The organism is Streptomyces sp. TRM68416, from assembly GCF_014596915.1.
Taxonomy (GTDB): Bacteria; Actinomycetota; Actinomycetes; order Streptomycetales; family Streptomycetaceae; genus Streptomyces.
Window position 1 is genome coordinate 80,542 of sequence record NZ_JACVWU010000026.1, and the last position, 21,741, is coordinate 102,282.

Genomic DNA, 21,741 nt, shown 5'->3' on the forward strand with positions numbered 1-21,741 from the left:
CACCCACCCCGACGGCACCCCACACGCGCGGCACCTCACCGACGTGGGCGAGGACACCGCCGTACGCCTCGCAGAGGACAGCGCCGCAGACCTCAGATCCGCCGCCGAGCCTTCCGCGCCCGCCGCACCACGGCCGCCGCACCCAGCAGCGCGACCGTCGCCCCGGCCGCCCCCGCGGCCGTCGCGTCCTTGCGCCCCAGCCGCCGCCCGGCCACCGTGTGCCGCCCGGTCACCTCCTCCAGCAACTCGGCCAGCACCTCCTCGTTCGTCCACTGCGGACGCCACCCCGCGTCATGCAGCCGGCTCCCGCTCACCACCCAGGGGTACATCGTGTACGCGAGGTCCCCGGCCGGCGACGGCGTCAGCCCGATCCGGTGCAGCCGCGCCGCCGCCCCGAGCGCGACCGCCGACGGCAGCTCCATCCGCCGGATCCCGCTCAGCTCCTCGACCTCCTCCTGCTCCAGCCACCCCTCGCACCCGACGGCGAGCTCCCCGTCGACCTTCTCCAGGACGGCGTACTCCAGAGCACTGCACAGATCCTCGACGTGGCAGAACTGCCAGGCGGGCCGCGACCCGGCCACCACCAGCAGCCGAGGCGACTCGAAGTACCTGGTCAGCGCGGTGTCGGTGCCACCCCCGACCAGCACGGCCGGTCGTACGACGGTGACATTGAGCCCGGGATGCGCCCGCGGCGCGCGCCGCGCGAGCCGTTCGACCTCCAGCAGGTCCCCGACCCCGGTGGCCTCCGCCGTCGCCCGCAGCTCGGCGTCCTCGGACAGCGGCAGCTCGTTGTCCGGCAGGGCGCCGTAGACCATCGCGGACGTACACAGCACGACCCGGTGCACTCCGGCCGCCGCGGCGGCGGTCAGCACGGTCTGCGTCCCCCGTACGTTGTAGGCCGTACGGGCGGCCGCGTCGGTCTCCAGGTCGAGGTCGAGCGCGAGGTGCACGACCACGTCGGCCCCGCGCAGTTTGTCCGCGATGGCCGGATCCCGTACGTCCAGGATGTGCCACTGCGCCGCCGCGCACTCGCCGCGCCGCTCGTCGATGGCGATGACCTGCTTGACCTCGTCGGATGCGGCCAGCCGCTCGGTGAGCAGCGCTCCGACGCCGGACGCGGCACCGGTGACCGCTACGACGGGCCCGCGCGCGGCGGGACTGGTTGACTGGTTTCGCGCTGCGCGAACCTGCGGATCAGGGGAACTCACCGGGCGTCTCCAGCGGTTGTCTTCAGTACGGGCGCGAGTGACGCGTACGTACCAGGTGGCATCCATCCTGCCGCAGGCCGAGAGTCGGCGAAGCACCGAGGCCCCAACCGCCCGTGGTGTCTACGCTGGGTGGTGTTATCGGGCAGCCGCGCCGTCGGAGACAACCGGCGGCCTTACCAGCCGAGGAATCCCGTGAGTGACACCCCATTCGGATTCGGCCTTCCGCCGGAGGAGCCGGACGACGGCGACGAGGGCAAGAAGAAGGACCAGCAGAGCGGTGGTGGTCAGGGCCCGGCCAACCCGTTCGGTTTCGGCGGGCTGCCCGGCGCCGGGGGCTTTGGCGGCCCGGGGGCCGACAACCCGTTCGCTGCCATGTTCGGTTCGCTGAACCCCACCGACCTGGGCGCCGCCTTCCAGCAACTGGGCCAGATGCTCTCGTACGAGGGCGGCCCGGTGAACTGGGACATGGCCAAGCAGATCGCCCGCCAGACCGTCTCCCAGGGCACGTCGGACGGCACCAAGGACGCGAGCGTCGGCCCCGCCGAGCGCAGCGCGGTCGAGGAGGCGGTCCGCCTGGCCGACCTGTGGCTCGACGACGCGACGTCGCTGCCCTCCGGGGCCGGCACGGCCGTGGCGTGGAGCCGCGCGGAGTGGGTCGAGGCGACGCTTCCGGCCTGGAAGGAGCTCGTCGACCCGGTCGCCGAGCGCGTCGGCACGGCCATGGGCGACGTCCTGCCGGAGGAGATGCAGGCCATGGCGGGCCCGCTGATCGGCATGATGCGCTCGATGGGCGGCGCCATGTTCGGCACGCAGATCGGGCAGGCCGTGGGCGTGCTCGCGGGCGAGGTCGTCGGCTCGACCGACATCGGCCTGCCGCTCGGCCCGGCCGGCCGCGCCGCGCTGCTGCCGGTGAACGTGGCGGCGTTCGGCAAGGACCTGGGCGTGCCCAAGGAGGAGGTGCGGCTGTATCTCGCCCTGCGCGAGGCCGCCCACCAGCGCCTCTTCGCGCACGTGCCGTGGCTGCGCTCGCACCTGTTCGGCGCGGTCGACGGCTATGCGCGCGGGATCAAGGTCGACACCGCCAAGCTGGAGGACGTGGTCGGCCAGTTCGACCCGCAGAACCCCGAGCAGCTCCAGGACGCCCTCCAGCAGGGCATGTTCCAGCCGGAGGACACGCCCGAGCAGAAGGCCGCCCTGGCCCGTCTGGAGACGGCTCTGGCGCTCGTCGAGGGCTGGGTGGACGCGGTGGTGCACGCGGCGGCGAAGCCGCGTCTGTCGTCCGCCGACGCGCTGCGCGAGACGCTGCGCCGTCGCCGTGCCTCGGGCGGCCCGGCCGAGCAGACGTTCGCCACGCTGATCGGTCTGGAGCTGCGTCCGCGCCGCCTGCGTGACGCGTCGCGGCTGTGGGCGTCGCTCACCGACGCGCGAGGGGTGGACGGCCGTGACGCCCTGTGGGCCCACCCGGACATGCTGCCGACGGCGTCCGACCTGGACGACCCGGACGGCTTCGTGCACCGCGAGCAGATGGACTTCTCCGAGCTGGACAAGATGCTCGGCGAGGCGGCCGAGAAACCCGACCTGCGCAAGAAGGACGACGACACCAAGGGCGACGACACCGAGTGAGCCTGTACGACGACGCCGTCCTGGTGCTGAAGGGCTACGAGGACCAGGGCCAGGCCGAGCTGCGCCAGGCCTACCTGGATCACCTCGCGGCGCACCCGGACGGCATGTGGAAGGCCTGCGAGGCCGGGCACGTCACGGCGAGCGGTCTGGTGATCGACCCCTCGCGCGGGCGTGTCCTGCTGACCCTCCACAAGAAGCTGCGGATGTGGCTGCAGATGGGCGGCCACTGCGAGCCGGAGGACACCTCCCTGGCGGCCGCGGCCCTGCGGGAGGCCACCGAGGAGTCCGGTATCAGCGGCCTCTCCCTGCTGCCGGGCGGCCCGGTGCGGCTCGACCGCCATCCGATCCCGTCGCCCTGCAACTGGCACTTCGACGTCCAGTACGCCGTCGTGGCCCCGCCCGACGCGGTCCAGGAGATCAGCGACGAGTCCCTCGACCTGCGCTGGTTCGCCTACGACGAGGTCGCGGACGTAGCGGACGAGTCGGTCGTACGCCTGCTGGAAGCCACTCGCGCCGGGCTGTGACGGTGTAAGGGGCGACCGCAATCGCGGTCGCCCCTTGCACAGGCGGTCGTTCGTGCCCCATAAGGGGCGCGGGGAACTGCGCGACCAGCCACAACGAGCCCGCGGCTGGTATGCGGCCTCCCCGCGGAGCGCTCAGCTCCAGACGTTGCCCTGGTTCTGGCCGCGGGCCCCCTGCTGGCCCATGCCGTACTGCGCGGCGATGCCCGAGCCGATCTGGGCGTTCTGCGGCGGCAGCATCTCGCTGGGCTGTACGAGGGCGTAGCCGCTGCCCATGAAGCTCAGCTCCCAGCCCTCACCGGTGTTGCCGCGGCGGCGCCACACCCCGGACGTGTGGGTCTGGGCCTGCATCTGCACGCGCAGGCCGGTCGACCAGGCCACGATGGCGTCGGCGTCGCAGTTGACGTACTTCTCCGGCGTGACCTGCATCAGCAGCGGCATGCCCGAGGTCATCAGGGCGACCTTGCCGCGGCCGGTGATGTTGAGCTGGTACTTCCCGGAGCCGGAGATGCCGTACAGGCTGTCGACGGCGATGACCTCGTGGTGCAGCGAGGAGTCCATGGCCAGCACATAGCTGCTGTCGACGGTCAGCCCGTCCTGGTCCACGTCCATCAGGTGGACGTGCTGCTTGAGGTTGGCGAGGTAGACGGTGCCCTGCCCGTGGCAGCGCATGAGGTCCAGACCCTCGCCGGTGTGCGCACGCGCGCGTCCCTGGTCGTTGCTCTGGTACTCGGCGTCGAACTCGACCATGCCCTGGTAGGCGACCATCGTGCCCTTGCGGGCGAGGATGTCGTCGTGGCCCTCCAGGGTGAGCCGGAGCATCTGCTTGTTCTGCAGGCTCCAGCGCTCCTGGGTCTGCTGGTCGTTGTACGCGAAAAGCGGGCTCTGCATGGTGTGGTGCTCCCCCTCAGCCCCGGATCCGGAGGCGGTCGGTGCTGTCCTCGCTGGGCTGGACGACGACGATGCCCTGGCCGGAGAAGGCCATCTGGTAGGCCTCGCCGCTGCCGCGGCCGATCAGCGACTGCGCCTTGAAGCTGCGCTTGCCCTTCACCTTGAGGTTCGGGGACCAGGCGACGAGCGCGTCGGGGTCGACGTACGTCTCGTTCTCGCCGCCGCCGCAGTCGACGACGATCGGCTTGCCCCGGGAGGTCAGCGCGACCCAGCCCTGCCCGGAGATCTTGGTGTTCCACAGGCCCTGTCCGGCGAACTTGGCCAGGCCCTTGACCCGCTCGACGCCCCAGGTGAGGTGCGCGTCGAAGGCGAGCAGGTTGGTGGCGTTGACGGAGATCCCGTCGCCGTTGAGGTTCATCACGACGACGTTCGCCCCGTAGTCGGCGAGGTAGAGCAGTCCGTCGCCGGAGCACTTCATCAGCGGCGCGCCCTCACCGGTCATCCAGTCCTTGGCGATCTGGCGCACGGCCGGCGGGTTGGGCTCGTACTGGACGAAGCCCTCGTAGGCGACCATCGACCCCACGCGCGCGAGGAGGTCGTGCCCGGTCTGCATGGCGACCTTCAGCATGTGGTTGCCGTGGTTCTCCATGCGGGCGGTGACGGGTGCGGGAGCGTAGCCCGCGAGCGGCTGGTTCATGACGGGCTCTCCCTCAGATCTCGTACGGCTGGACGACGATGAAGTTGCCGGGCGCGCCCCGGAACTGGAGGTTGACGCTCTCGCCGGTGTCCCCGGCGTAGGCGTTGCGGCGCATCCGCACCTGGCTGGAGACGACCACCTGGGAGGCGGCCGACCAGGCGACCACGGCGTTGCAGTCGGCGAACGTCGTGGGCGTCACCGGCAGCACCACGGGCGTGCCGTGCGTCTTGACGACGATCGTGCCGGTGCCGGTGAACTGCATCGTGAACAGCGCGCCACCGGGGATGCCGTGTCCCTCGATGCGGCGGACCTCGTACTGGAGGCTCTCGTCGAAGGCGAGGACGTTCTCGGCGGAGACGCAGATGCCGTCGCCCTGGAGCTCGATGGGGTGCAGCATGGTGGAGTCCTCGGCGAGGAACACCTGGCCCTGGCCGGTGCAGCGCATCAGCTGCATCTCCTGGCCGGTCGCGTTGCCGACGATCCGGCCGGCGAAACCGGCGCCCTTGTAGCTGAAGTCGACCTTGCCCTGGTAGAGCACCATGCTGCCCTGCCGGGCCAGCACGGGCTGCCCGCCGATGCCGAGGTCGACGCGGACCATCTTCCTGTTCTGCTGCGTCCAGCGCTGCCCGGTGGGCGTTTCCCGGAACTGCTCCAGCGCGGCGGCCACGCCGGGGCCCTGGGGCATGCCTTGGGGGGCGCCGCCCTGGGGCATTCCCTGGGGGGCACCTTGCGGCGCGCCGTACGGGGCGGCCGGCTGGCCCGGAGCCTGGCCGTAGGGCGGCTGCTGGCCGTAGCCGGGGGGCGGCGGGGTCGGGTGACCGTAGCCGGGGGGCGGGGTCGGTGCCTGGGGGGCCTGGGGCGGCTGGCCGTAGCCGGGGGGCATCGGCGCGCTGGGGGCGGCGGGGGCCTGTCCGTACGGGGGCTGCGGCTGGGCCGGTTGGCCCGGCTGGCCGTAGGGCGCGGGGGCCGGGGCGGGCGGCGGGACCTGGGTGCCGCCGGGGGGCGTCATGGGGGCCACGATGGTCGGCGCGGCGTGCATCGGGGGCGTGGGCGCCGGGGCCGGGGGCGGTGTGGCGCCCGGAGGGGGCGCGAAGCCCTGGGGGGCCGGGGCGGACGCGGGGGCAGGCGCCGGGGCGGGGGCCGGGGCGGGAGCCGGGGCTGCGGGGACTCCGAAGGCGGGCGGGGCGAAGCCCGGGGCGGCACCGGCCTGCGGCTGCTGCTGGGGCTCGGGGGCTTCCTCCTCCATGACCTCGCCGCCGAAGTTCTTCAGCAGCGCGTCGAGCCCGCCGTCGAAGCCCTGTCCGACCGCGGCGAACCGCCAGACGTCCTTCAGATAGAAGTCGCCCAGCATCACGGCACGTTCGGTGGAGAACTCCGAACCGTTGAACGCGTAGCGGGCCACTTCCTCGCCGCCTGCGACGATGCGGATGTAGCCGGGGCCGACCTGGGACATCTGCCCGGCGCCGTCGATCGTGGCCGTGAACGACAGCTTCTGGATCTGCGGCGGGATCCGGTCCAGCGTGACCCGGAAGGACTCCGTGTCGCCGGCCTGTGCGCCCAGGAGCTGGATGGACTCCTCGGGGGACTTCGGCTGGTTGAAGAAGACGAAGTAGCGGTCGTCCGAGAGCCGTTCGTCGGCGTCGAGACCGAAGCAGCTGATGTCGAAGGTCAGCCCGGGACCCGAGATCTGCACACCTACGTACAGATCCGTGCCCGCGGTGAGGTCACTGATCCTGGCCTTGTGGCCGCGTTGGAATTCCCTGGCCATGCGTAACGACCGTCCCCCATCCCGAATGTGAGTGCGTCGCGCAAGGCTAACGGCAAACTCGGACACCGGACGAAGTCGGTACACAGCCGGTACAGAACCGGCGCGCGACTGTACCGGAAGCCCCGCTTCCGGGAATGGTCACTCTCCGCGCGCGCCGGGCAGATGCGGCAGCCGGTCGGCGGCGACCACTCCTTCGAGGTAGCCCCGGGCCCGCTCGGTACGCGGATACGCCTCCAACAGCCGCCAGAAGCGGGGGCCGTGGCCGGGCACGAGCAGATGCGCCAGCTCGTGCAGGAGGACGTAGTCGACGACGTACTCGGGCATGCCCTGGAGGCGGTGCGAGAGCCGGATGCTGCCCTCGGCCGGGGTGCACGAACCCCAGCGCGTGTTCTGGTTGGTGACCCAGCGGACCGACGTGGGCCGGGCGCGACCGCTGAAATACTGGGCCGACAGCCGCTCCGCCCGCTCCGCCAGCTCCGCGTCGCCGAGCACCCGTTTGCTCTCCTGGGCGGCCAGCTTGTCGAGCATGACGTTCACCCAGCGCTGTTCCTCCGCCTCGGACATCCGGGCGGGGATGAGCACGACGGTGCGATCGCCCTCGCGGTACGCGGAGACCGTCCTGCGCCGACGGGTGCTCCTGCGCACCTCGATCGCGCTCGCCCCCGGGCTGCTCGGCGGCGGGCTCGTCGTGCTGCGCTGTGGCGTTCCGGCGCGGTGCAGTGGGTCGACGGACACGCCCCGACGTTACCCGCTGCACACGCGGGAAGTCCCGACTCCGGGTCGGTTCGGCACCGATCCCCCGCCATGCGTCGGATTTGTACGACGAACACCCACCGCCTGTGGACAACTTTCGGCACCCGGCCGCTGAGCCCGGCATGCTGGATCTCGCCGACGGAGCTGCGACCGACTCCACGGCACACGGGGACGAACCATGACGTACGAGGAACGAACCATGACGTACGGGGGCCTGTCATGCATCCGAGGGTGAAGCCCGCGCTCCGGCGCGGCTGGCGCGATCTCAACACCGTGCAGTTCGGGATGACTCCCGCGCACGCGATGACGCTCGGCCCGATGGACACGGCCACGGGCAGCTTCCTCGACCTCCTCAACGGCACCCGCGGGCTGGACCTGCTGCGTGCGGAGGGGCGCCGCATGCAGCTGCCCGACGGTCATGTCGACGGGCTGGTGCAGCGGCTGACGCGGGCCGGGCTGCTCGACGACGCGCGAGGGGGCGGCCCTGCCGCGGCCGACCTGCGCCGGAAGAAGGAGGTCATGGACCGGCTCCGCCCCGATCTGGCCTCGCTCTCCCTGACCACGCCCGAGCCGGGCGAGGCGATGCGCCGACTAGCCGCCCGCCGCTCCCTGCACGTACAGGTGAGAGGCGCCGGCCGGGTGGGCGCGGTACTGGCCTCGGTGCTGTCGGGCGCGGGCATCGGCGAGGTCGACGTGTGCGACGGCGGTCAGGTCGAGCCCTGGGACGTGGCACCCGGCGGACTGCCCGCCGAGTCCCTGGGGGACCGGCGGGACGAGGCCGCCCGGCGGGCCGTGCGCCGAGCGGCACCGGACCGGCCGCCGCGCCGCGGACCCCAGTCAGCGCCGGACGGCGACCACCCGGGCCACTCCCTGGTGATCCTCGCCCCACGGGACGACGTCGCCGTGCACGCCCCCGACCCGCCCGCCGCCGACCCGCTGATCACTTCCGGTACGCCGCATCTGTACGCCGGTGTGGTGGAGGGAACCGGCGTCGTCGGTCCGCTCGTCCTGCCCGGTGAGACGAGCTGCGCGGGCTGTCTGAGCGAAGGACGCGCCGACCGGGACCCGGCCTGGCCTCGCATGATCACGCAGTGGCGCTCGGGCGGCCGGCGACAGGTGCCGCCCTGCGACCTGGCGCTGGCCACGACGGTCGCGGGGCTGGCGGCCGCGCACGCGCTGGCGTTCCTGGACGGCCGGACGCCGTCCAGCGCCGGCGTCCGCTGGGAGGTGTCCCTGCCCGGTCTGACCTGGCACGCACGCCCGGTCCTACCGCATCCCGCATGCTCGTGCGGGGCCGCGGAGAAGGGTAAGGAAGGACACACCTCCAAGCAGGGGGAGGCACACGAGACAATGGCGGTGCAACGGCCGTCGAGAACGTCACGCCGTCAGGCAGACACGGCGCGGCTGCCTGGGACCTGGAGGGCGCATGTCTGATCTTCCCCGGAAAGCGGTCACCCGTACCGCCAAGCTCGCCGCGCTCCCGCTCGGCTTCGCCGGACGGGCGACCTGGGGACTGGGCAAGCGGATCGTGGGCGAGTCCGCGGAGATCGTCGGCCGCGAGCTGCAGCAGCGCACCGCGGAGCAGATGTTCAAGGTGCTCGGCGAGCTCAAGGGCGGTGCGATGAAGTTCGGGCAGGCACTGTCCGTCTTCGAGTCCGCCCTGCCCGAAGAAGTCGCCGGCCCCTACCGTGCGGCGCTGACGAAGCTGCAGGAGGCGGCCCCTCCAATGCCGACGCGCACCGTGCACACGGTGCTCGCCGAGCGGCTCGGCACGGACTGGCAGGACCTGTTCCAGGAGTTCGACGACAAGCCGTCCGCGGCGGCTTCCATCGGCCAGGTGCACCGGGGCGTGTGGCACGACGGCCGCGAGGTGGCGGTCAAGGTCCAGTACCCGGGCGCCGGCGAGGCCCTGCTGTCGGACCTCAACCAACTGAGCCGGTTCGCCCGCCTCTTGGGGCCGCTCGTCCCGGGCATGGACATCAAGCCGCTCATCACGGAGCTCAAGGACCGTGTCTCCGAGGAGCTGGACTACGGCCTGGAGGCCCAGGCCCAGCAGGTGCACGCGGAGGAGTTCGCGGGCGACCCGGACGTGGTGGTCCCCGGCGTGGTCCATCAGTGCGAGCAGGTCCTGGTCACCGAGTGGATCGACGGCATCCCGCTGTCGGAGATCATCACGGGCGGCACCGCCGAGCAGCGCAACCGCGCCGGTCAGCTCCTGGCGCGCTTTCTGTTCTCCGGCCCGGCCCGCACCGGCCTGCTGCACGCCGACCCGCACCCGGGCAACTTCCGTCTCCTGCCCGGCAAACCGGACGGTGAGCCGGACAGTGAGGACGACTGGCGTCTGGGCGTCCTGGACTTCGGCACGGTCGACCGCCTTCCGGGCGGCCTGCCGACGCCCATCGGTGAATCCCTGCGGATGACCCTGGACGGCGAGGCCGACGCGGTCTACGAGCTGCTGTGCACGGAGGGCTTCGTCAAGGAGTCCATAGAGCTGGACCCGGACGCCGTCCTCGACTACCTCCTGCCGATCATCGAACCGGCCCAGGTCGACGAGTTCACCTTCACCCGGGGCTGGATGCGCAGCCAGGCGGCCCGCGTCGGCGACCCCCGCTCCCCCGCGTACCAGCTCGGCAAGCAGCTCAACCTGCCGCCTGCCTATCTCCTGATCCACAGGGTGACGCTGAGCACCATCGGCGTCCTGTGCCAGCTCGGTGCGACGGTTCGGCTGCGCGAGGAACTGGAGGCCTGGCTGCCGGGCTTCGTGGCGGAGGAGGAGACGCCGGAGGAGTCGGCGGCGGAGGCGTGAGCCCTACCACCAGGCCGAGTCCAGCCGCCCCTCGATCGCCCTGAGATTCTCCCGGGAGCAGGCGTCGCAGAAGTAGCGGCGGGCGCCGTTCTCCACGGAGCAGGCCCAGGTGGGCTGGGGCGCCTCGGCCCGGGTTCCGCAGCGGGCGCACACCAGGGTCTGCCGCTCCGCGCCGGAACCGCCGTGGTCACTGTCCCCGGAAAGACTCGTCACCCGGCGACGATAACGCCGTCGTCGGCGGTTGCGCGGGCACAACGCACCGCGGGGGCCGGTCCGTTCGGACGGACCGGCCCCCGCGTGGAGAGCTGCTGCCTCCCGGTTCGGGAGGCCACCGCTTCGGGTGTGGTCGGTTACTGCATGACCGCCATGGCGAGCGCGCGACGGGCACGCAGCGAGGCGCGCTCGGCGCGACGCTGCATACGGCGCGCGGTCACCAGGCGGATGGCCTGGCGTTCCCGCTCGGCCTCGTGCAGACGCTCGTGCATATGCGCACGGGCCAGGGCTTCTGGGATGAGTTGCATTTCGCGGGTCCTGTTCTGGCGCGAGTCGATCGCGCCACTGGTGGTGAAGTCTTCAGGCGTCGTGGTGCCTGCGGGCTCGTTGGTGGACGGCTTCATCGGGGCCTGCTTCTTGGGGTCGTGCGTGAGGGGGCGGTCGATCGTTCCTGCGGTGTTCATGCCGTGACCGGGTTCTTGCGCGGGCGGCCACGCGGCCGCTTCCGGGCGACGACGACACCCTGGACGAACAGCTCGCCACCCCAGACGCCCCAGGGCTCACGCCGCTCCTTGGCGCCGGCGAGGCAGGCCTCCATCAGCGGGCAGGTGCGGCAGAGGGACTTGGCGTACTCGACATCCGCCGGCGACTCGGCGAAGAAGACCTCCGGGTCGTAGGAACGGCAGGGGACGGGTACGCCGAGGTTCTCGATGGCGTCGTCGAGCGCGGTGAGCGCGGTGAGCGGGGTCAAGGTGGAGTCCTCCGTGAGGCCGGGCGGGGGGATCGTTTCGGAAGGCGGTACGGACGGGGCGTGCGCTTCGAGTTGCACGGTTGGTCTTCCTCGTCTGGTCGTTCCGGTCCTGTTGGACCGGGTTGCGGCTGGTACCGGGTTCTTTTCTTGTCCCGAGGCCCCTTCACCCCGTTCTCCCGCTTCAGGGAAAACAGAAGGGCCGCGGATCCCGGATGGGGTTCCGCGGCCCTGAAGGCGCCGGCCTGATCGCCGATCAGGCTGGATCACTCCAGGGTTCTGGCCCACGGAAGGCCCACATCTGGTGGTGGTGCTGCGTCGTCTGCTTCCGGAATCCGGCACCGGTCGCCGTAAAGCCATAGGCCTGCGCCTGTGCTTCTACTGCCGCTTCCAGTGCCTTGGTCGGTCGCTCATTCCGCTCGCGGACAGGGAGACCCGCGAGGGACAGGGAGGACGCCGGACGCACGGCACGAATGCCGGACAGACCGGTGCCCAGGTCCGAGGTGCCGAGCATGCACAGGGAGGCGACGGCCGAGCGATCGGCCATTTTCACGGTGCTGACGATGGAGCTGGTGTTGATGCTGATCACTGGACTCGCCTCCTCTCGGCGTCTAGGGGGACTGGGGTGAGCCAGTCCGACGGGTATGCAAGTACAACACGGAATTGGGGCCTCCAGGAAGGCCTCCGTTCCCGTGGCTAAGAACCTATGGGGATTCCTGGGGCATGCGCAAACTATTTTTTCGACGAGTTCGTTTCAGTCCTCGTCCTCTTCCTCCTCGGGCTGCCGACCTGCGCAGATGGCTAGCACATCGGTCCCGTAGCGGTTGAGCTTGCGCATGCCGACACCCGGGATCCGCGCCAGCTCCCTCTCGTCGTCGGGAGTGGCCTCGGCGATCGCCATCAGTGTCTTGTCGGTGAAGACGCAGAACGCCGGCTGCCCACTGCGCTGCGCCTGGACCGCACGCCACGCGCGCAGCCGCTCGTACAGGCCCTCGTCCATGTCGGAGGGACAGTCCTCGCAACGCATCAGCTTCATCTCACCGGCGTCGGTGAGGCTGCGCCCGCAGACCCGGCAGCGGGCGGGAATGCGCTGGGTGCGGCGCGGGGCGGCGCCGGGGCTGCTGGTGAAGCCGCGCTCGACGCCCCCCGAGCGGCCCACGGCGGCAAAGCCGGCGGTGCCGGTGGAGCCGGGGCGCAGCCCGTCGAGGAAACGGCTGGGCCGGCGGTTGGGGCGGCCGCCGGGTGAGCGGGCGGAGGACCAGGAGACATGGAGGTGCTGCCGGGCGCGGGTGACTCCGACGTAGAGGAGGCGGCGCTCCTCCTCGATCTGCTCGTCGGTCTTTGCGTAGGTGATCGGCATCATGCCCTCGGCCACACCGACCAGGAAGACGACGTCCCACTCCAGGCCCTTGGCCGAGTGCAGGGAGGCGAGGGTGACGCCCTGGACGGTGGGCGCGTGCTGGGCGTTGGCCCGCTCGTCGAGCTCCGCCACGAGGTCGCCGAGGGTGGCGCCGGGTCTGGCGGCGGCGAAGTCCTGGGCGAGGTTCACCAGGGCGGCCAGCGACTCCCAGCGCTCTCTGACCGCGCCGGAGCCGGCCGGGGGCTGCGGCGTCCAGCCCTCCCCGGACAGCACGGCACGCACCTGCGAGGGCAGGTCGACGGCGTCGTCGAGGAGGGAGTCGTTGCCGCCGAAGCGGGCGGCACCCCGCAGGGCGATCCCGGCCTTGCGGACCTCGGGGCGGTCGAAGAAGCGCTCGGCGCCTCGCAGCTGGTAGGGGATACCGGCGTCGGCGAGGGCCTGCTCGTAGGTCTCGGACTGGGAGTTCGTGCGGAACAGGACGGCGATCTCGCTGGCCGGGATCCCGGAGTCCAGCAGTTCGCGGATCCGGCGGGCGGCGCCCTCGGCCTCGGCGGGCTCGTCGGTGTATTCGGTGTAGACGGGCTCCGGACCCGGGTCCCGCTGGGAGATCAGCTCCAGGCGGTGGTCGGCGGCCCGGCCCCGGGCCTGGGCGAGCAGACCGTTGGCGAGGTGGACCACCTGGGGTGTGGAGCGGTAGTCGCGGACCAGCTTGACGACGGTGGCACCGGGGTGACGGGTGCGGAAGTCGAGCAGATGGTCCGGGGTTGCTCCCGTGAACGAGTAGATCGTCTGGCTGGCGTCGCCGACCACGCACAGGTTGTCGCGTTCGCCCAGCCACAGCTCCAGCAGGCGCTGCTGCAGCGGGCTGACGTCCTGGTACTCGTCGACCACGAAGTGCTGGTACTGGGAGCGGACCTGCTCGGCGATGTCGTGGCGGTCCTGGAGGATCGCCACGGTCAGCAGCAGGACGTCCTCGAAGTCGATGACGCCGCGCTCCCGCTTGAGGTCCTCGTAGGCGGAGTAGAGCTGGGCGATCTCGGCCGGGTCGCGGGGGGCCTCCCGGCCGGCCTTGGCGGCGGCGAGCCGGTAGTCGGCGGGGACGGTCTGGGTGACCTTGGACCACTCGATCTCGGCGGTGGTGTCCCGCAGCTCGCCGCGGTCCAGACGGATGCGGCAGGCGGCGGCCGCGTCCGCGACGAGCTGGATCTTGCGGTCGACGAGCCGGGGCATCGAGCCACCGATCGCTTTCGGCCAGAAGTACTGGAGCTGCCGCAGGGCCGCCGAGTGGAACGTACGGGCCTGCACCCCGCCGGCGCCGAGCTGGCGCAGCCGGCCGCGCATCTCACCGGCGGCACGGTTGGTGAAGGTGACGGCCAGCACGCTGGAGGGCTGGAGGATCCCGGCGCGCACCCCGTAGGCGATCCGGTGCGTGATCGCCCGCGTCTTGCCGGTTCCGGCACCGGCCAGCACGCACACCGGCCCGTGCAGGGCGGTCGCCACCTCGCGCTGCTCGGGGTCGAGTCCCTCGAGCACCGCGTCGGCCGAGTCCGGTACCTGCGGGAAGAGCGGGGAGTGCGTTGCTGCTGTCACATGGCCATGCTGCCAGGTCGCCGGAGACGGGTGAGCCGGTTGTCCACAGGCAGGGCCTTGCAGTCGTACTAATGCGGCAGGCGTCACGCGGCCCGGCATACCCCGGGCGGGAATGGCCGCCCGATCACAAGCGTTCCTCATCAGGACGACCCCGTCCCCGAGCCACCAGAGGAGCGCGCGAGACATGCAGGGCACTGTGACGATGTACAGCACCACGTGGTGCGGCTACTGCCAGCGGCTGAAGAAGCAGCTGGAGCGCGAGGGCATCGCGTACACCGAGATCAACATCGAGCAGGACCCGGCGTCCGCGGCATTCGTGGAAAAGGCGAATGGCGGAAACCAGACGGTCCCCACTGTTCAGGTGGTTCCCTCCAGCGGTGGGACTGAGGTCGTGATGACGAACCCGAGCCTTGCCCAGGTGAAGCAGGCGCTGGGCGTCTGACCCACATGACGCACACGACCCCCGACCGGCCTGGCGCCGGATCGGGGGTCTTTGTATGCCCGGCCTTTACGGGTCCGGGCTCGGCGGTAGCGTGATCGACATGACGCCCGAAGACGGGCACGCGCCCGAGACTGCCGGCGTCACGGCGTCACGATCTGCGGACGCGCGAACGCCGAGTTGTCGATGACCACATCCATCATCCGCAGCGGGTCGACTTCCTGAAGATAGATGTTCTCGGCCACCAGATACCTGTTGCGGTGGATCGACTCGGCTTCAGACCCGGCCCAGTTCTGGTCGCGCTCGGCACCTCGCCGAACGGACAGCTCCGCATCCACCTGCAACCAGATCCGGAAGTCCCAGTACTCATTGATCTCGGGCCGGAACGCGAAGACCCCATCCACGATCAGCACAGCGTCCGCCGAAAGCGGCGTCGCTTCCGATGAGTGATCTCGTTGGGTCAGCGGGTCGATGCTGCACAGCACGCAGGATGTCGCTCCCGATGACCGGCAGGGATCCAGCAGCAGGCGCCTGACCGCCTCATAGTCGTATGCGTTGCGGTAGTACCCCTCGCCGGACTCCCGGTCATACAGATGCCGGTCCCTCCACGGCTTCTTGAAATCGTCGAGAGTCGCCCGGAGCACGGGCCGCCCCGCAACACTGATCCACTCAGCCAGTTCATGCCCGAAGCTCGTCTTCCCCGCAGCGGTGAAGCCGTCGATCCCCACGAGCAGACGGCCCTGCCCGAGATTCAGGATGCGCTTGGCAATCTCTTCGACCAGCATGCTGCGCTCGACGGAGGCCGCCGGAGGACAGGGCTGCCGCCAGGACGAAGCCGAATGATGCACGTCAGCCTGTGGTGATCTCATGGGGGGAACCTATCGGCTGGTCCGACGGCCAGGAAGATCACCGATCAGCAGGGTGGCCGTCCCGAGGTGGGGCGGCCGCCCTTTCGTATGTCGGTCAGGCGCTGCGGGTCGGCAGTGGCTTGCCGTACCAGAGTTCGATGAGGCGGGCCGCGATGGAGATGCCGTAGGGCGGCAGGACCTCGCCCGTGTCGAAGGCGGTGCGCAGCTCGTCGCGGGAGAACCAGCGGGCCTCGTGGATCTCGTCGCCGTCGACGTCGATGTCGGTCGACGTGGCGCGGGCCATGAAGCCCAGCATCAGGCTGGACGGGAAGGGCCAGGGCTGGCTGGCGACGTACTCGACCTGGCCGACGGTGACGCCGGCCTCCTCGAAGACCTCGCGGCGTACCGCCTGCTCGATGGACTCGCCGGGCTCGACGAAGCCGGCGAGGGTGGAGAAGCGGCCTTCCGGCCAGTGCACCTGCCGGCCCAGCAGGATGCGGTCGTCCTCGTCGGTGACGGCCATGATCACGGCCGGGTCGGTGCGGGGGTAGTGCTCGGCCCCGCACGCCTGGCAGCGGCGGATGTGGCCGGCCGCGGCGATGACCGTGCGGTCGCCGCAGCGGGAGCAGAAGCGGTGGGTGCGCTGCCAGTTCTCCAGGCCGACCGCGTGCACCATCAGGCCGGCGTCGCGCGGCGACAGCAGCAGGCCCGCCTCGCGCAGGCCCGCCGGGCGCGCGGACTGGTCGATACGGCCGGGCAGGGCGTCCTTCTGGAGGGCGAAGTAGCTGACGCCGTCCTCGTCGATGCCGAGGAAGTAGCGGTGTGCCTCGGTGAGGGGGGCCTCGAAGGAGGGGGTCATGACGAGTTCGGTCCGGCCGTCCGCCGTCTCGTCGATGAGGACCTGGCCGCCGGAGACCACGAAGCAACGGGTCGTGGGGTGGCTCCACGCCGCCGCCAGCCAGGCCTCGTCGAGGCGGTGGTGGGCGGCGCGGTCGATGCCGCTCGGGGCGGTGAGCGAGATGGGGCGGTCGGCGGTGTGGTCGGTCCAGGTGGTCACGGGTGCTTCCAACTCCCCCGGTGGAACGGTTGGTTTCGGCAGGCGGTTCAGCGGGACGTAGGGCGGGAGGGGACCGGGTCCGGCGGGGCGGGACGGTGCGGGGCGGCCCCACCAGTGTGCCCCGCGCGCGGCACCGCTCCGGACCGTTCGGGGTGCTCAGGGCGCACGGAGCCAGTTCTCCGCGAGGTCGCCCCACAGGTACGCGGTGGTCTCGACGCCCTTGAACAGCAGGTCGAGCTCGACCTTCTCGTTCGGGGCGTGCCAGCCGTCGGAGGGGACCGAGATGCCGAGGAAGAGCACCGGGGCGCCGAGGACGTCCTGGAGGTCGGCGGCCGGTCCCGAGCCGCCCTCGCGGGTGTAGCGGACGGGCTGCCCGAAGGCGCGGCCCATGGCGCGGGCGACGGACTGCAGGGCCGGGTGGTCCAGCGGTGTCAGGCACGGGCGCGTGCCCGCGGAGAACGTGATCTCGTGGCGGATGCCGGCGGGCACCTGTTCGGCGGCCCAGGCGCGGACCACCTTCTCGGTGTGCTGGAGGTCCTGTCCCGCGACCAGCCGGAAGGACAGCTTCACCACCGCGGAGGACGGGATGATCGTCTTGCTGCCGGCGCCCTGGTAGCCGCCGCCGATGCCGTTGACCTCGGCGGTGGGGCGGGCCCAGATGCGCTCCAGGGTGGTGTAGCCGGCCTCGCCGTGGGTGGCGTGGGACTTGGCGGTGCGCAGCCACTGCTGTTCGTCGAAGGGCAGCTCGGCGAGGAGTTCCCGCTCGCGGTCGGTGAGTTCGACGATGCCGTCGTAGAAGCCGGGGACGGCCACACGCGCGTGCTCGTCGTGCAGGGCGGCGACGAGGCGGGCGGCGACGGTGGCCGGGTTGGGCACCGCGCCGCCGAAGGAGCCGGAGTGGATGTCCTGGTCGGGCCCGTACAGCTGGATCTCGCACTCGGCGAGGCCGCGCATGCCGGTGCACACCGTGGGGGTGTCCTCGGACCACATGCCGGTGTCGGAGACGATCACGGCGTCGGCGGCGAGCCGGTCGGCGTGCGCCTCGACGAGCGTACGGAAGTTGGGGGAGCCGGACTCCTCCTCGCCCTCGACGATCAGCTTCAGGTTGACGGCGGGGCTGGTGCGGCCGCCGGCGGCGAGGTGGGCGCGGACGCCGAGTGTGTGGAAGAACACCTGGCCCTTGTCGTCGGCCGCCCCGCGCGCGTAGAGGCGGTTCTCCCGGACGACGGGGTCGAAGGGGTCGCTGTCCCAGCCGTCCTCGCGGGCGGCGGGCTGCACGTCGTGGTGGCCGTAGACCAGGACCGTGGGGGCCTGGGGGTCCTCGGAGAGCCACTCGGCGAAGACGGCCGGGGCGCCGGATGTCTGCCAGACCTCGACGGTCGGGAAGCCGGCCTCCTTGAGGGCGGCGGCGAGCCAGTCGGCGCTGCGGCGTACGTCGGGCGCGTGGTCGGGCTGGGCCGAGACGGAGGGGATGCGCAGCCATGCGGCGAGGTCGTCGAGGAAGGCCGCGCGGTGCTGTGCGATGTACGTACGGACGGCGCTGACGTCGCTGTCAACGGGATGGCTCATGGTCACGAGCCTATCGGCCCGCACCGACATCGTTGCTGGGCGGTTCGTCACACGACGGCTCCCCGGTCAGCAGCCGCTCCAGCGCGGCACGGTCCGGGAGGTTCCGCGGCCGCACGACCTCGCCGCTGCGCACGTACAGGAACGCGGCGGTGACCGACTCCAGGGGCACGCCCTGCTGCTCGGCCCAGGCGAGCCGGTACACGGCGAGCTGGAGGGGGTCGGCCGTGCGAGTGCGGCTGGTCTTCCAGTCGACGATCTCGTACGTCGCCGTCTCGCCGTCGCCCTCCTTGTAGACGGCGTCGATGCGGCCCCGTACGACGCGGCCGGCGAGCGCGAGTTGGAAGGGGGTTTCGACGCGGTAGGGGGTGCGCTGGGCGTAGGCGCTGCGTTCGAAGGCGTCCTTGAGCGCCTCCAGGTCGCTTTCGTCGGCGATCTCGGCCTCGCTGCCGGGCAGTTCCTCCGGCTCCAGCATGGGCAGGGTGAGCTCCTCGAAGCGGGCCTCGACCCAGGCGTGGAAGCGGGTGCCGCGGCGGGCGGCGGGCTGGGGTGGGCGGGGCATGGGGCGGGCCAGCTCCTGGGCCAGGCCGTCGGGGTCCTCGGCGAGGCGCATCAGCTGGGTCGCGGTCAGGGAGGCGGGCAGGGGTACGTCGGTGACGTCGGCGCGGGCGCGCAGCAGCTCGCCGGTGAGGGCGTCGAGGTCGCGGTCCCAGGAGGCGACGGTGCGGGCCTCCTCCGGGGTGAGGCGGGTGAGCGCGGGTTCCGGATCGGAGGGGTGGGGGCTTGGGGCCTGCGGCTCGGGCGGTGCGGCCTGGTGGGGGACGGCCGGGCGTTCCGTGGCCCATGAGTCCCAGTCGTCGGCCTGGCCGTCCTCGAAGGGGGCGTCGAAGGGCGTGTCGAAGGGGGCGTCGTGCTCGAAAGGTCCGTCGAAGGGCACGTCGGCGGCGACGGGCTCGTCCTCGGGGGCGTCGTACAGGGCTTCGTCGTCCGGCGGCGGAGGCCAGTCCGGGTCGTCGTAGGCGTCCGGGTCGTGTCGGGCGGCGGGGTGGCCGTCCTCGTGGGAGGCGAGGTCCTCCAGGTGGGCGAGGACCGTCTCGGCCGCCGCCCGGCGTCGCGCCAGTGCCGCGTCGTCCAGGGGCAGGGGCCAGACCTGGTCGACGGTCGCCGTGTGGAGAGCCGGGTTCTCCTCGTCCTCGGCGGGCTCGTCCGCCCAGGCCTCGATCTCGCCGTGTCCAGCCGCGCAGTGGTCGTGCAGGTCCTTGAGGAAGTCGGAGGGGCCGCGCGGCCTCTTCTGGCTGGGGCCCCACCAGTGGCCCGAGCCGAGGAGCAGGGAGCGCGGGCGGGTGAAGGTGACGTAGCCGAGGCGGCGTTCCTCGGTGTGCTGGTGGTCCTTCATGGCCTCGTGGAAGGCCTTCAGGCCCCGCGCGTCCCAGGCCTCGACGTCGGGCAGGGTGTCGGCGTCGCCGCGCAGTTCGTGCGGCAGCACCTTGCCCTGGGAGGTCCACTTCTCGCGGCCCTGGCTGCTGGGGAAGGTGCCGGTGACCAGTCCGGGGACGGCGACGACGTCCCACTCCAGGCCCTTGGACTTGTGGGCGGTGAGGACCTTCACGGTGTTCTCGCCGCCCGGGAGGGCGTTGTCGAGGCCCTTCTCGTACTGGGCGGCCGTGCGCAGGAAGCCGAGGAAGGCCAGCAGGGTCGCCTCGCCGTCGCCGGCGGCGAAGGAGGCGGCGACGTCCAGGAAGTTCGACAGCGTCTCGCGGCGGCGGGCGGCCAGGGCGTGCGGGGACGCCGACAGCTCGACCTCAAGGCCGGTGACGGCGAGGACGCGGTGCAGGACGTCCATCAGCGGGTCGGACAGGGAGCGGCGCAGGTCGCGCAGTTCGGCGGCCAGGCGGGCGAACCGTACGCGCGCGTCCGGCGAGAAGGGCAGCCCGTCGTCGTCCCCGGCGCCGTCGAGCGGTGTCTCCAGGAACGTGTCGAGGGCGTCCGCGAGCGATATCACCTCGGCGGGGTCGACGCCCTCGACGGCCTCGGCGAGCCGGCGGTCCGGGTCGTCGTCGCCGTCCACGCGCGTGTGCGACACCAGCAGGCGGGCCCGGCGGCCCAGCAGGGCGAGGTCGCGCGGGCCGATGCGCCAGCGCGGTCCGGTCAGCACACGGACCAGGGAGGCGTTGGCCCCGGGGTCCTGGAGGACCTCGCAGACGGCGACGAGGTCGGCGATCTCGGGCAGGTGCAGCAGCCCGGACAGGCCGACCACCTCGACGGGGACGTCCCGGGCCACCAGTGCGCCCTGGATCTCGGCGAAGTCGGTGGCCGTACGGCACAGAACGGCGATCTCGCCGGGCGCCTTCCCGGTGTTCACGAGGTGGGCGATCGAGTCGGCGACCCAGTCGATCTCCTCGGCGTGGGTGCGCAGCAGGGCGCAGCGGACGATGCCGTCGCGTTCGGCGCCGGGCGCCGGGCGCAGGGCCTCCACGCCCGCGTGCATCGCGCGCAGGGGCTCCGCGAGGCCGTTGGCGAGGTCCAGGAGGCGGCCGCCGCTGCGGCGGTTCTCGCTGAGGGCCTGCCGGGTGGCGGGGCGGCCGTCGGCGTGGGCGAAGTGTTCGGGGAAGTCGTCCAGGTTGGCGACGGAGGCGCCGCGCCAGCCGTAGATCGCCTGGCAGGGGTCGCCGACGGCGGTCACCGGGTGGCCTGTGCCGCCGCCGAACAGGCCCGCCAGGAGGATGCGCTGGGCCACCGAGGTGTCCTGGTACTCGTCGAGGAGGACCACGCGGAACTCCTCGCGCAGGATGCGGCCCACCTCGGGGAGCTGCGCGAGCTGGGCCGACAGGGCGATCTGGTCGCCGAAGTCGAGCAGGTCCCGCTCGCGTTTGGCGGCCCGGTAGCGGACCACCAGGTCGGCCAGTTCGCGGCGGGCGGCGGCCGTCTCGGGGACCTTGCGCAGGTCGGCGTTGGTGAGCTTGGCGCCCTGGAGGGTGAGCAGGAGCCGGGCGTCGTAGGCGCGCAGGGCCTCGGGGCGTACGAGGTGCTCGGCGAGTTCGGCGTCGAGTGCGAGGAGGTCGCTGACCAGGTCCGCGAACGTGCGGGTGAGCGCCGGGTAGGGGCCCGGGGCCTCGCGCAGCACGCGCGCGGCGAGCTGGTAGCGGGTGGCGTCGGCGAGCAGGCGGGCGGTCGGTTCCAGCCCGATGCGCAGCCCGTGGTCGGTGAGGAGACGGCCCGCGAAGGCGTGGTACGTGGAGATCACCGGCTCGCCCGGCGGGTTGTCCGGGTCGATGACGTCGGGGTCGGTGACGCCCGCCTTGATCAGCGCCGTGCGGACCCGTTCGGCGAGTTCGCCGGCGGCCTTGTTGGTGAAGGTGAGGCCGAGGACCTGCTCGGGGGCGACCTGGCCGGTGCCGACCAGCCAGACCACGCGGGCCGCCATCACCGTGGTCTTGCCCGATCCGGCGCCGGCCACGATCACCTGCGGGGCGGGCGGCGCGGTGATGCACGCCATCTGCTCCGGGGTGAACGGGATGCCCAGGAGCTCCTTGAGCTGATCGGGATCGGTGATACGTGGCGGCACCTCAGAGAGGCTAGCGGCGCGCACTGACAGTGGATGCCGAATCGCCTGCCGGGCCGGAAGAAGCGCTGGTCAGCACGTGTGGTGCCGT

At 71.9% G+C, this 21,741-nt stretch carries 19 protein-coding genes; 5 read left to right on the plus strand and 14 right to left on the minus strand.

Translation table 11 applies throughout. The features are described 5' to 3' along the window. Nucleotides 1–92 precede the first annotated feature (92 nt). Nucleotides 93–1,208 (minus strand): SDR family oxidoreductase, encoded by a 1,116-nt coding sequence (locus ICC28_RS32925; RefSeq protein WP_188292448.1) that lies wholly within the window; start codon nucleotides 1,206–1,208, stop codon nucleotides 93–95. Between the two features lie 192 nt (nucleotides 1,209–1,400). Between ICC28_RS32925 and ICC28_RS32930 the strand changes: the two genes are divergently transcribed. Together ICC28_RS32930 and ICC28_RS32935 are read left to right on the plus strand one after the other, a co-directional pair. After that, nucleotides 1,401–2,831 carry a zinc-dependent metalloprotease gene (locus ICC28_RS32930; protein ID WP_188292449.1) on the plus strand — a complete coding sequence of 477 codons (1,431 nt, stop codon included), beginning with the start codon at nucleotides 1,401–1,403 and terminating at the stop codon, nucleotides 2,829–2,831. Then, the gene (locus tag ICC28_RS32935; RefSeq protein ID WP_188292450.1) at nucleotides 2,828–3,355 is read left to right on the plus strand and encodes an NUDIX hydrolase; all 528 of its coding nucleotides are present in this window, start codon (nucleotides 2,828–2,830) and stop codon (nucleotides 3,353–3,355) included. Before ICC28_RS32930 ends, ICC28_RS32935 begins: the two co-directional genes overlap by 4 nt. A gap of 132 nt (nucleotides 3,356–3,487) precedes the next feature. Here ICC28_RS32935 and ICC28_RS32940 read toward each other — a convergent pair whose 3' ends face one another. The 4 genes from ICC28_RS32940 to ICC28_RS32955 form a co-directional block, all read right to left on the minus strand. Continuing rightward, the gene (locus tag ICC28_RS32940) at nucleotides 3,488–4,243 is read right to left on the minus strand and encodes an AIM24 family protein (RefSeq protein ID WP_188292451.1); all 756 of its coding nucleotides are present in this window, start codon (nucleotides 4,241–4,243) and stop codon (nucleotides 3,488–3,490) included. A gap of 16 nt (nucleotides 4,244–4,259) precedes the next feature. Further along, the gene (locus tag ICC28_RS32945) at nucleotides 4,260–4,940 is read right to left on the minus strand and encodes an AIM24 family protein (RefSeq protein ID WP_188292452.1); all 681 of its coding nucleotides are present in this window, start codon (nucleotides 4,938–4,940) and stop codon (nucleotides 4,260–4,262) included. A 13-nt stretch (nucleotides 4,941–4,953) separates the two neighbouring features. Next, nucleotides 4,954–6,708, minus strand: a complete 1,755-nt coding sequence (locus ICC28_RS32950) for a TerD family protein (protein WP_188292453.1) — start codon at nucleotides 6,706–6,708, stop codon at nucleotides 4,954–4,956. Nucleotides 6,709–6,846: 138 nt separating this feature from the next. Continuing rightward, nucleotides 6,847–7,443 (minus strand): M48 family metallopeptidase, encoded by a 597-nt coding sequence (locus ICC28_RS32955; protein ID WP_188292454.1) that lies wholly within the window; start codon nucleotides 7,441–7,443, stop codon nucleotides 6,847–6,849. 237 nt (nucleotides 7,444–7,680) lie between these two features. On the opposite strand from ICC28_RS32955, the gene ICC28_RS32960 reads away from it, so the two are divergent. Both ICC28_RS32960 and ICC28_RS32965 read left to right on the plus strand, forming a co-directional pair. Further along, on the plus strand, nucleotides 7,681–8,895 hold the full coding sequence (locus tag ICC28_RS32960; RefSeq protein ID WP_188292455.1) for a TOMM precursor leader peptide-binding protein: 1,215 nt from the start codon (nucleotides 7,681–7,683) through the stop codon (nucleotides 8,893–8,895). Beyond that, nucleotides 8,888–10,267, plus strand: coding sequence for an ABC1 kinase family protein (locus ICC28_RS32965; RefSeq protein ID WP_188292456.1), 1,380 nt, complete (start codon nucleotides 8,888–8,890; stop codon nucleotides 10,265–10,267). The genes ICC28_RS32960 and ICC28_RS32965 overlap by 8 nt, the downstream gene beginning before the upstream one ends. Nucleotides 10,268–10,270: 3 nt before the next feature. Here the strand turns inward: ICC28_RS32965 and ICC28_RS32970 are convergent, their stop codons facing one another. The 5 genes from ICC28_RS32970 to ICC28_RS32990 form a co-directional block, all read right to left on the minus strand. Further along, nucleotides 10,271–10,480 carry a hypothetical protein gene (locus ICC28_RS32970; protein WP_188292457.1) on the minus strand — a complete coding sequence of 70 codons (210 nt, stop codon included), beginning with the start codon at nucleotides 10,478–10,480 and terminating at the stop codon, nucleotides 10,271–10,273. A 137-nt stretch (nucleotides 10,481–10,617) separates the two neighbouring features. Next, a complete protein-coding gene (locus ICC28_RS32975) occupies nucleotides 10,618–10,944 on the minus strand; it encodes a hypothetical protein (protein WP_188292458.1) in 327 nt (108 codons plus the stop codon). Next, a complete protein-coding gene (locus ICC28_RS32980; protein ID WP_005480495.1) occupies nucleotides 10,941–11,309 on the minus strand; it encodes a WhiB family transcriptional regulator in 369 nt (122 codons plus the stop codon). Before ICC28_RS32980 ends, ICC28_RS32975 begins: the two co-directional genes overlap by 4 nt. A gap of 175 nt (nucleotides 11,310–11,484) precedes the next feature. After that, a complete protein-coding gene (locus ICC28_RS32985) occupies nucleotides 11,485–11,817 on the minus strand; it encodes a hypothetical protein (RefSeq protein WP_188292459.1) in 333 nt (110 codons plus the stop codon). Nucleotides 11,818–11,982: 165 nt separating this feature from the next. Then, nucleotides 11,983–14,178, minus strand: a complete 2,196-nt coding sequence (locus ICC28_RS32990; RefSeq protein WP_188292460.1) for an ATP-dependent DNA helicase UvrD2 — start codon at nucleotides 14,176–14,178, stop codon at nucleotides 11,983–11,985. A gap of 184 nt (nucleotides 14,179–14,362) precedes the next feature. Here ICC28_RS32990 and ICC28_RS32995 point away from each other — a divergent pair, with 184 nt between their 5' ends. Then, a complete protein-coding gene (locus tag ICC28_RS32995) occupies nucleotides 14,363–14,620 on the plus strand; it encodes a mycoredoxin (protein ID WP_188292461.1) in 258 nt (85 codons plus the stop codon). 140 nt (nucleotides 14,621–14,760) lie between these two features. On the opposite strand, the gene ICC28_RS33000 is transcribed toward ICC28_RS32995, so the two are convergent. The 4 genes from ICC28_RS33000 to ICC28_RS33015 form a co-directional block, all read right to left on the minus strand. Then, nucleotides 14,761–15,486, minus strand: a complete 726-nt coding sequence (locus ICC28_RS33000; RefSeq protein ID WP_188292462.1) for a uridine kinase — start codon at nucleotides 15,484–15,486, stop codon at nucleotides 14,761–14,763. Nucleotides 15,487–15,580: 94 nt separating this feature from the next. Continuing rightward, nucleotides 15,581–16,522 (minus strand): NAD(+) diphosphatase, encoded by a 942-nt coding sequence (gene nudC, locus ICC28_RS33005; RefSeq protein ID WP_188292463.1) that lies wholly within the window; start codon nucleotides 16,520–16,522, stop codon nucleotides 15,581–15,583. A gap of 156 nt (nucleotides 16,523–16,678) precedes the next feature. Next, a complete protein-coding gene (locus ICC28_RS33010) occupies nucleotides 16,679–18,091 on the minus strand; it encodes a dipeptidase (protein WP_188292464.1) in 1,413 nt (470 codons plus the stop codon). Between the two features lie 10 nt (nucleotides 18,092–18,101). After that, a complete protein-coding gene (locus ICC28_RS33015; RefSeq protein WP_188292465.1) occupies nucleotides 18,102–21,653 on the minus strand; it encodes a UvrD-helicase domain-containing protein in 3,552 nt (1,183 codons plus the stop codon). Nucleotides 21,654–21,741: the final 88 nt, after the last annotated feature.

Excerpts from the sequence above, each read along its gene's own strand:
- ICC28_RS32940 (WP_188292451.1), bottom strand. The coding sequence starts at position 4,243 with ATGCAGAGCCCGCTTTTCGCGTACAACGACCAGCAGACCCAGGAGCGC.
- ICC28_RS32945 (WP_188292452.1), bottom strand. The coding sequence starts at position 4,940 with ATGAACCAGCCGCTCGCGGGCTACGCTCCCGCACCCGTCACCGCCCGC.
- ICC28_RS32950 (WP_188292453.1), bottom strand. The coding sequence starts at position 6,708 with ATGGCCAGGGAATTCCAACGCGGCCACAAGGCCAGGATCAGTGACCTC.
- ICC28_RS32960 (WP_188292455.1), top strand. The coding sequence starts at position 7,681 with ATGCATCCGAGGGTGAAGCCCGCGCTCCGGCGCGGCTGGCGCGATCTC.
- ICC28_RS32965 (WP_188292456.1), top strand. The coding sequence starts at position 8,888 with ATGTCTGATCTTCCCCGGAAAGCGGTCACCCGTACCGCCAAGCTCGCC.
- ICC28_RS32975 (WP_188292458.1), bottom strand. The coding sequence starts at position 10,944 with ATGAACACCGCAGGAACGATCGACCGCCCCCTCACGCACGACCCCAAG.
- ICC28_RS32995 (WP_188292461.1), top strand. The coding sequence starts at position 14,363 with ATGCAGGGCACTGTGACGATGTACAGCACCACGTGGTGCGGCTACTGC.
- ICC28_RS33000 (WP_188292462.1), bottom strand. The coding sequence starts at position 15,486 with ATGAGATCACCACAGGCTGACGTGCATCATTCGGCTTCGTCCTGGCGG.
- ICC28_RS33010 (WP_188292464.1), bottom strand. The coding sequence starts at position 18,091 with ATGAGCCATCCCGTTGACAGCGACGTCAGCGCCGTCCGTACGTACATC.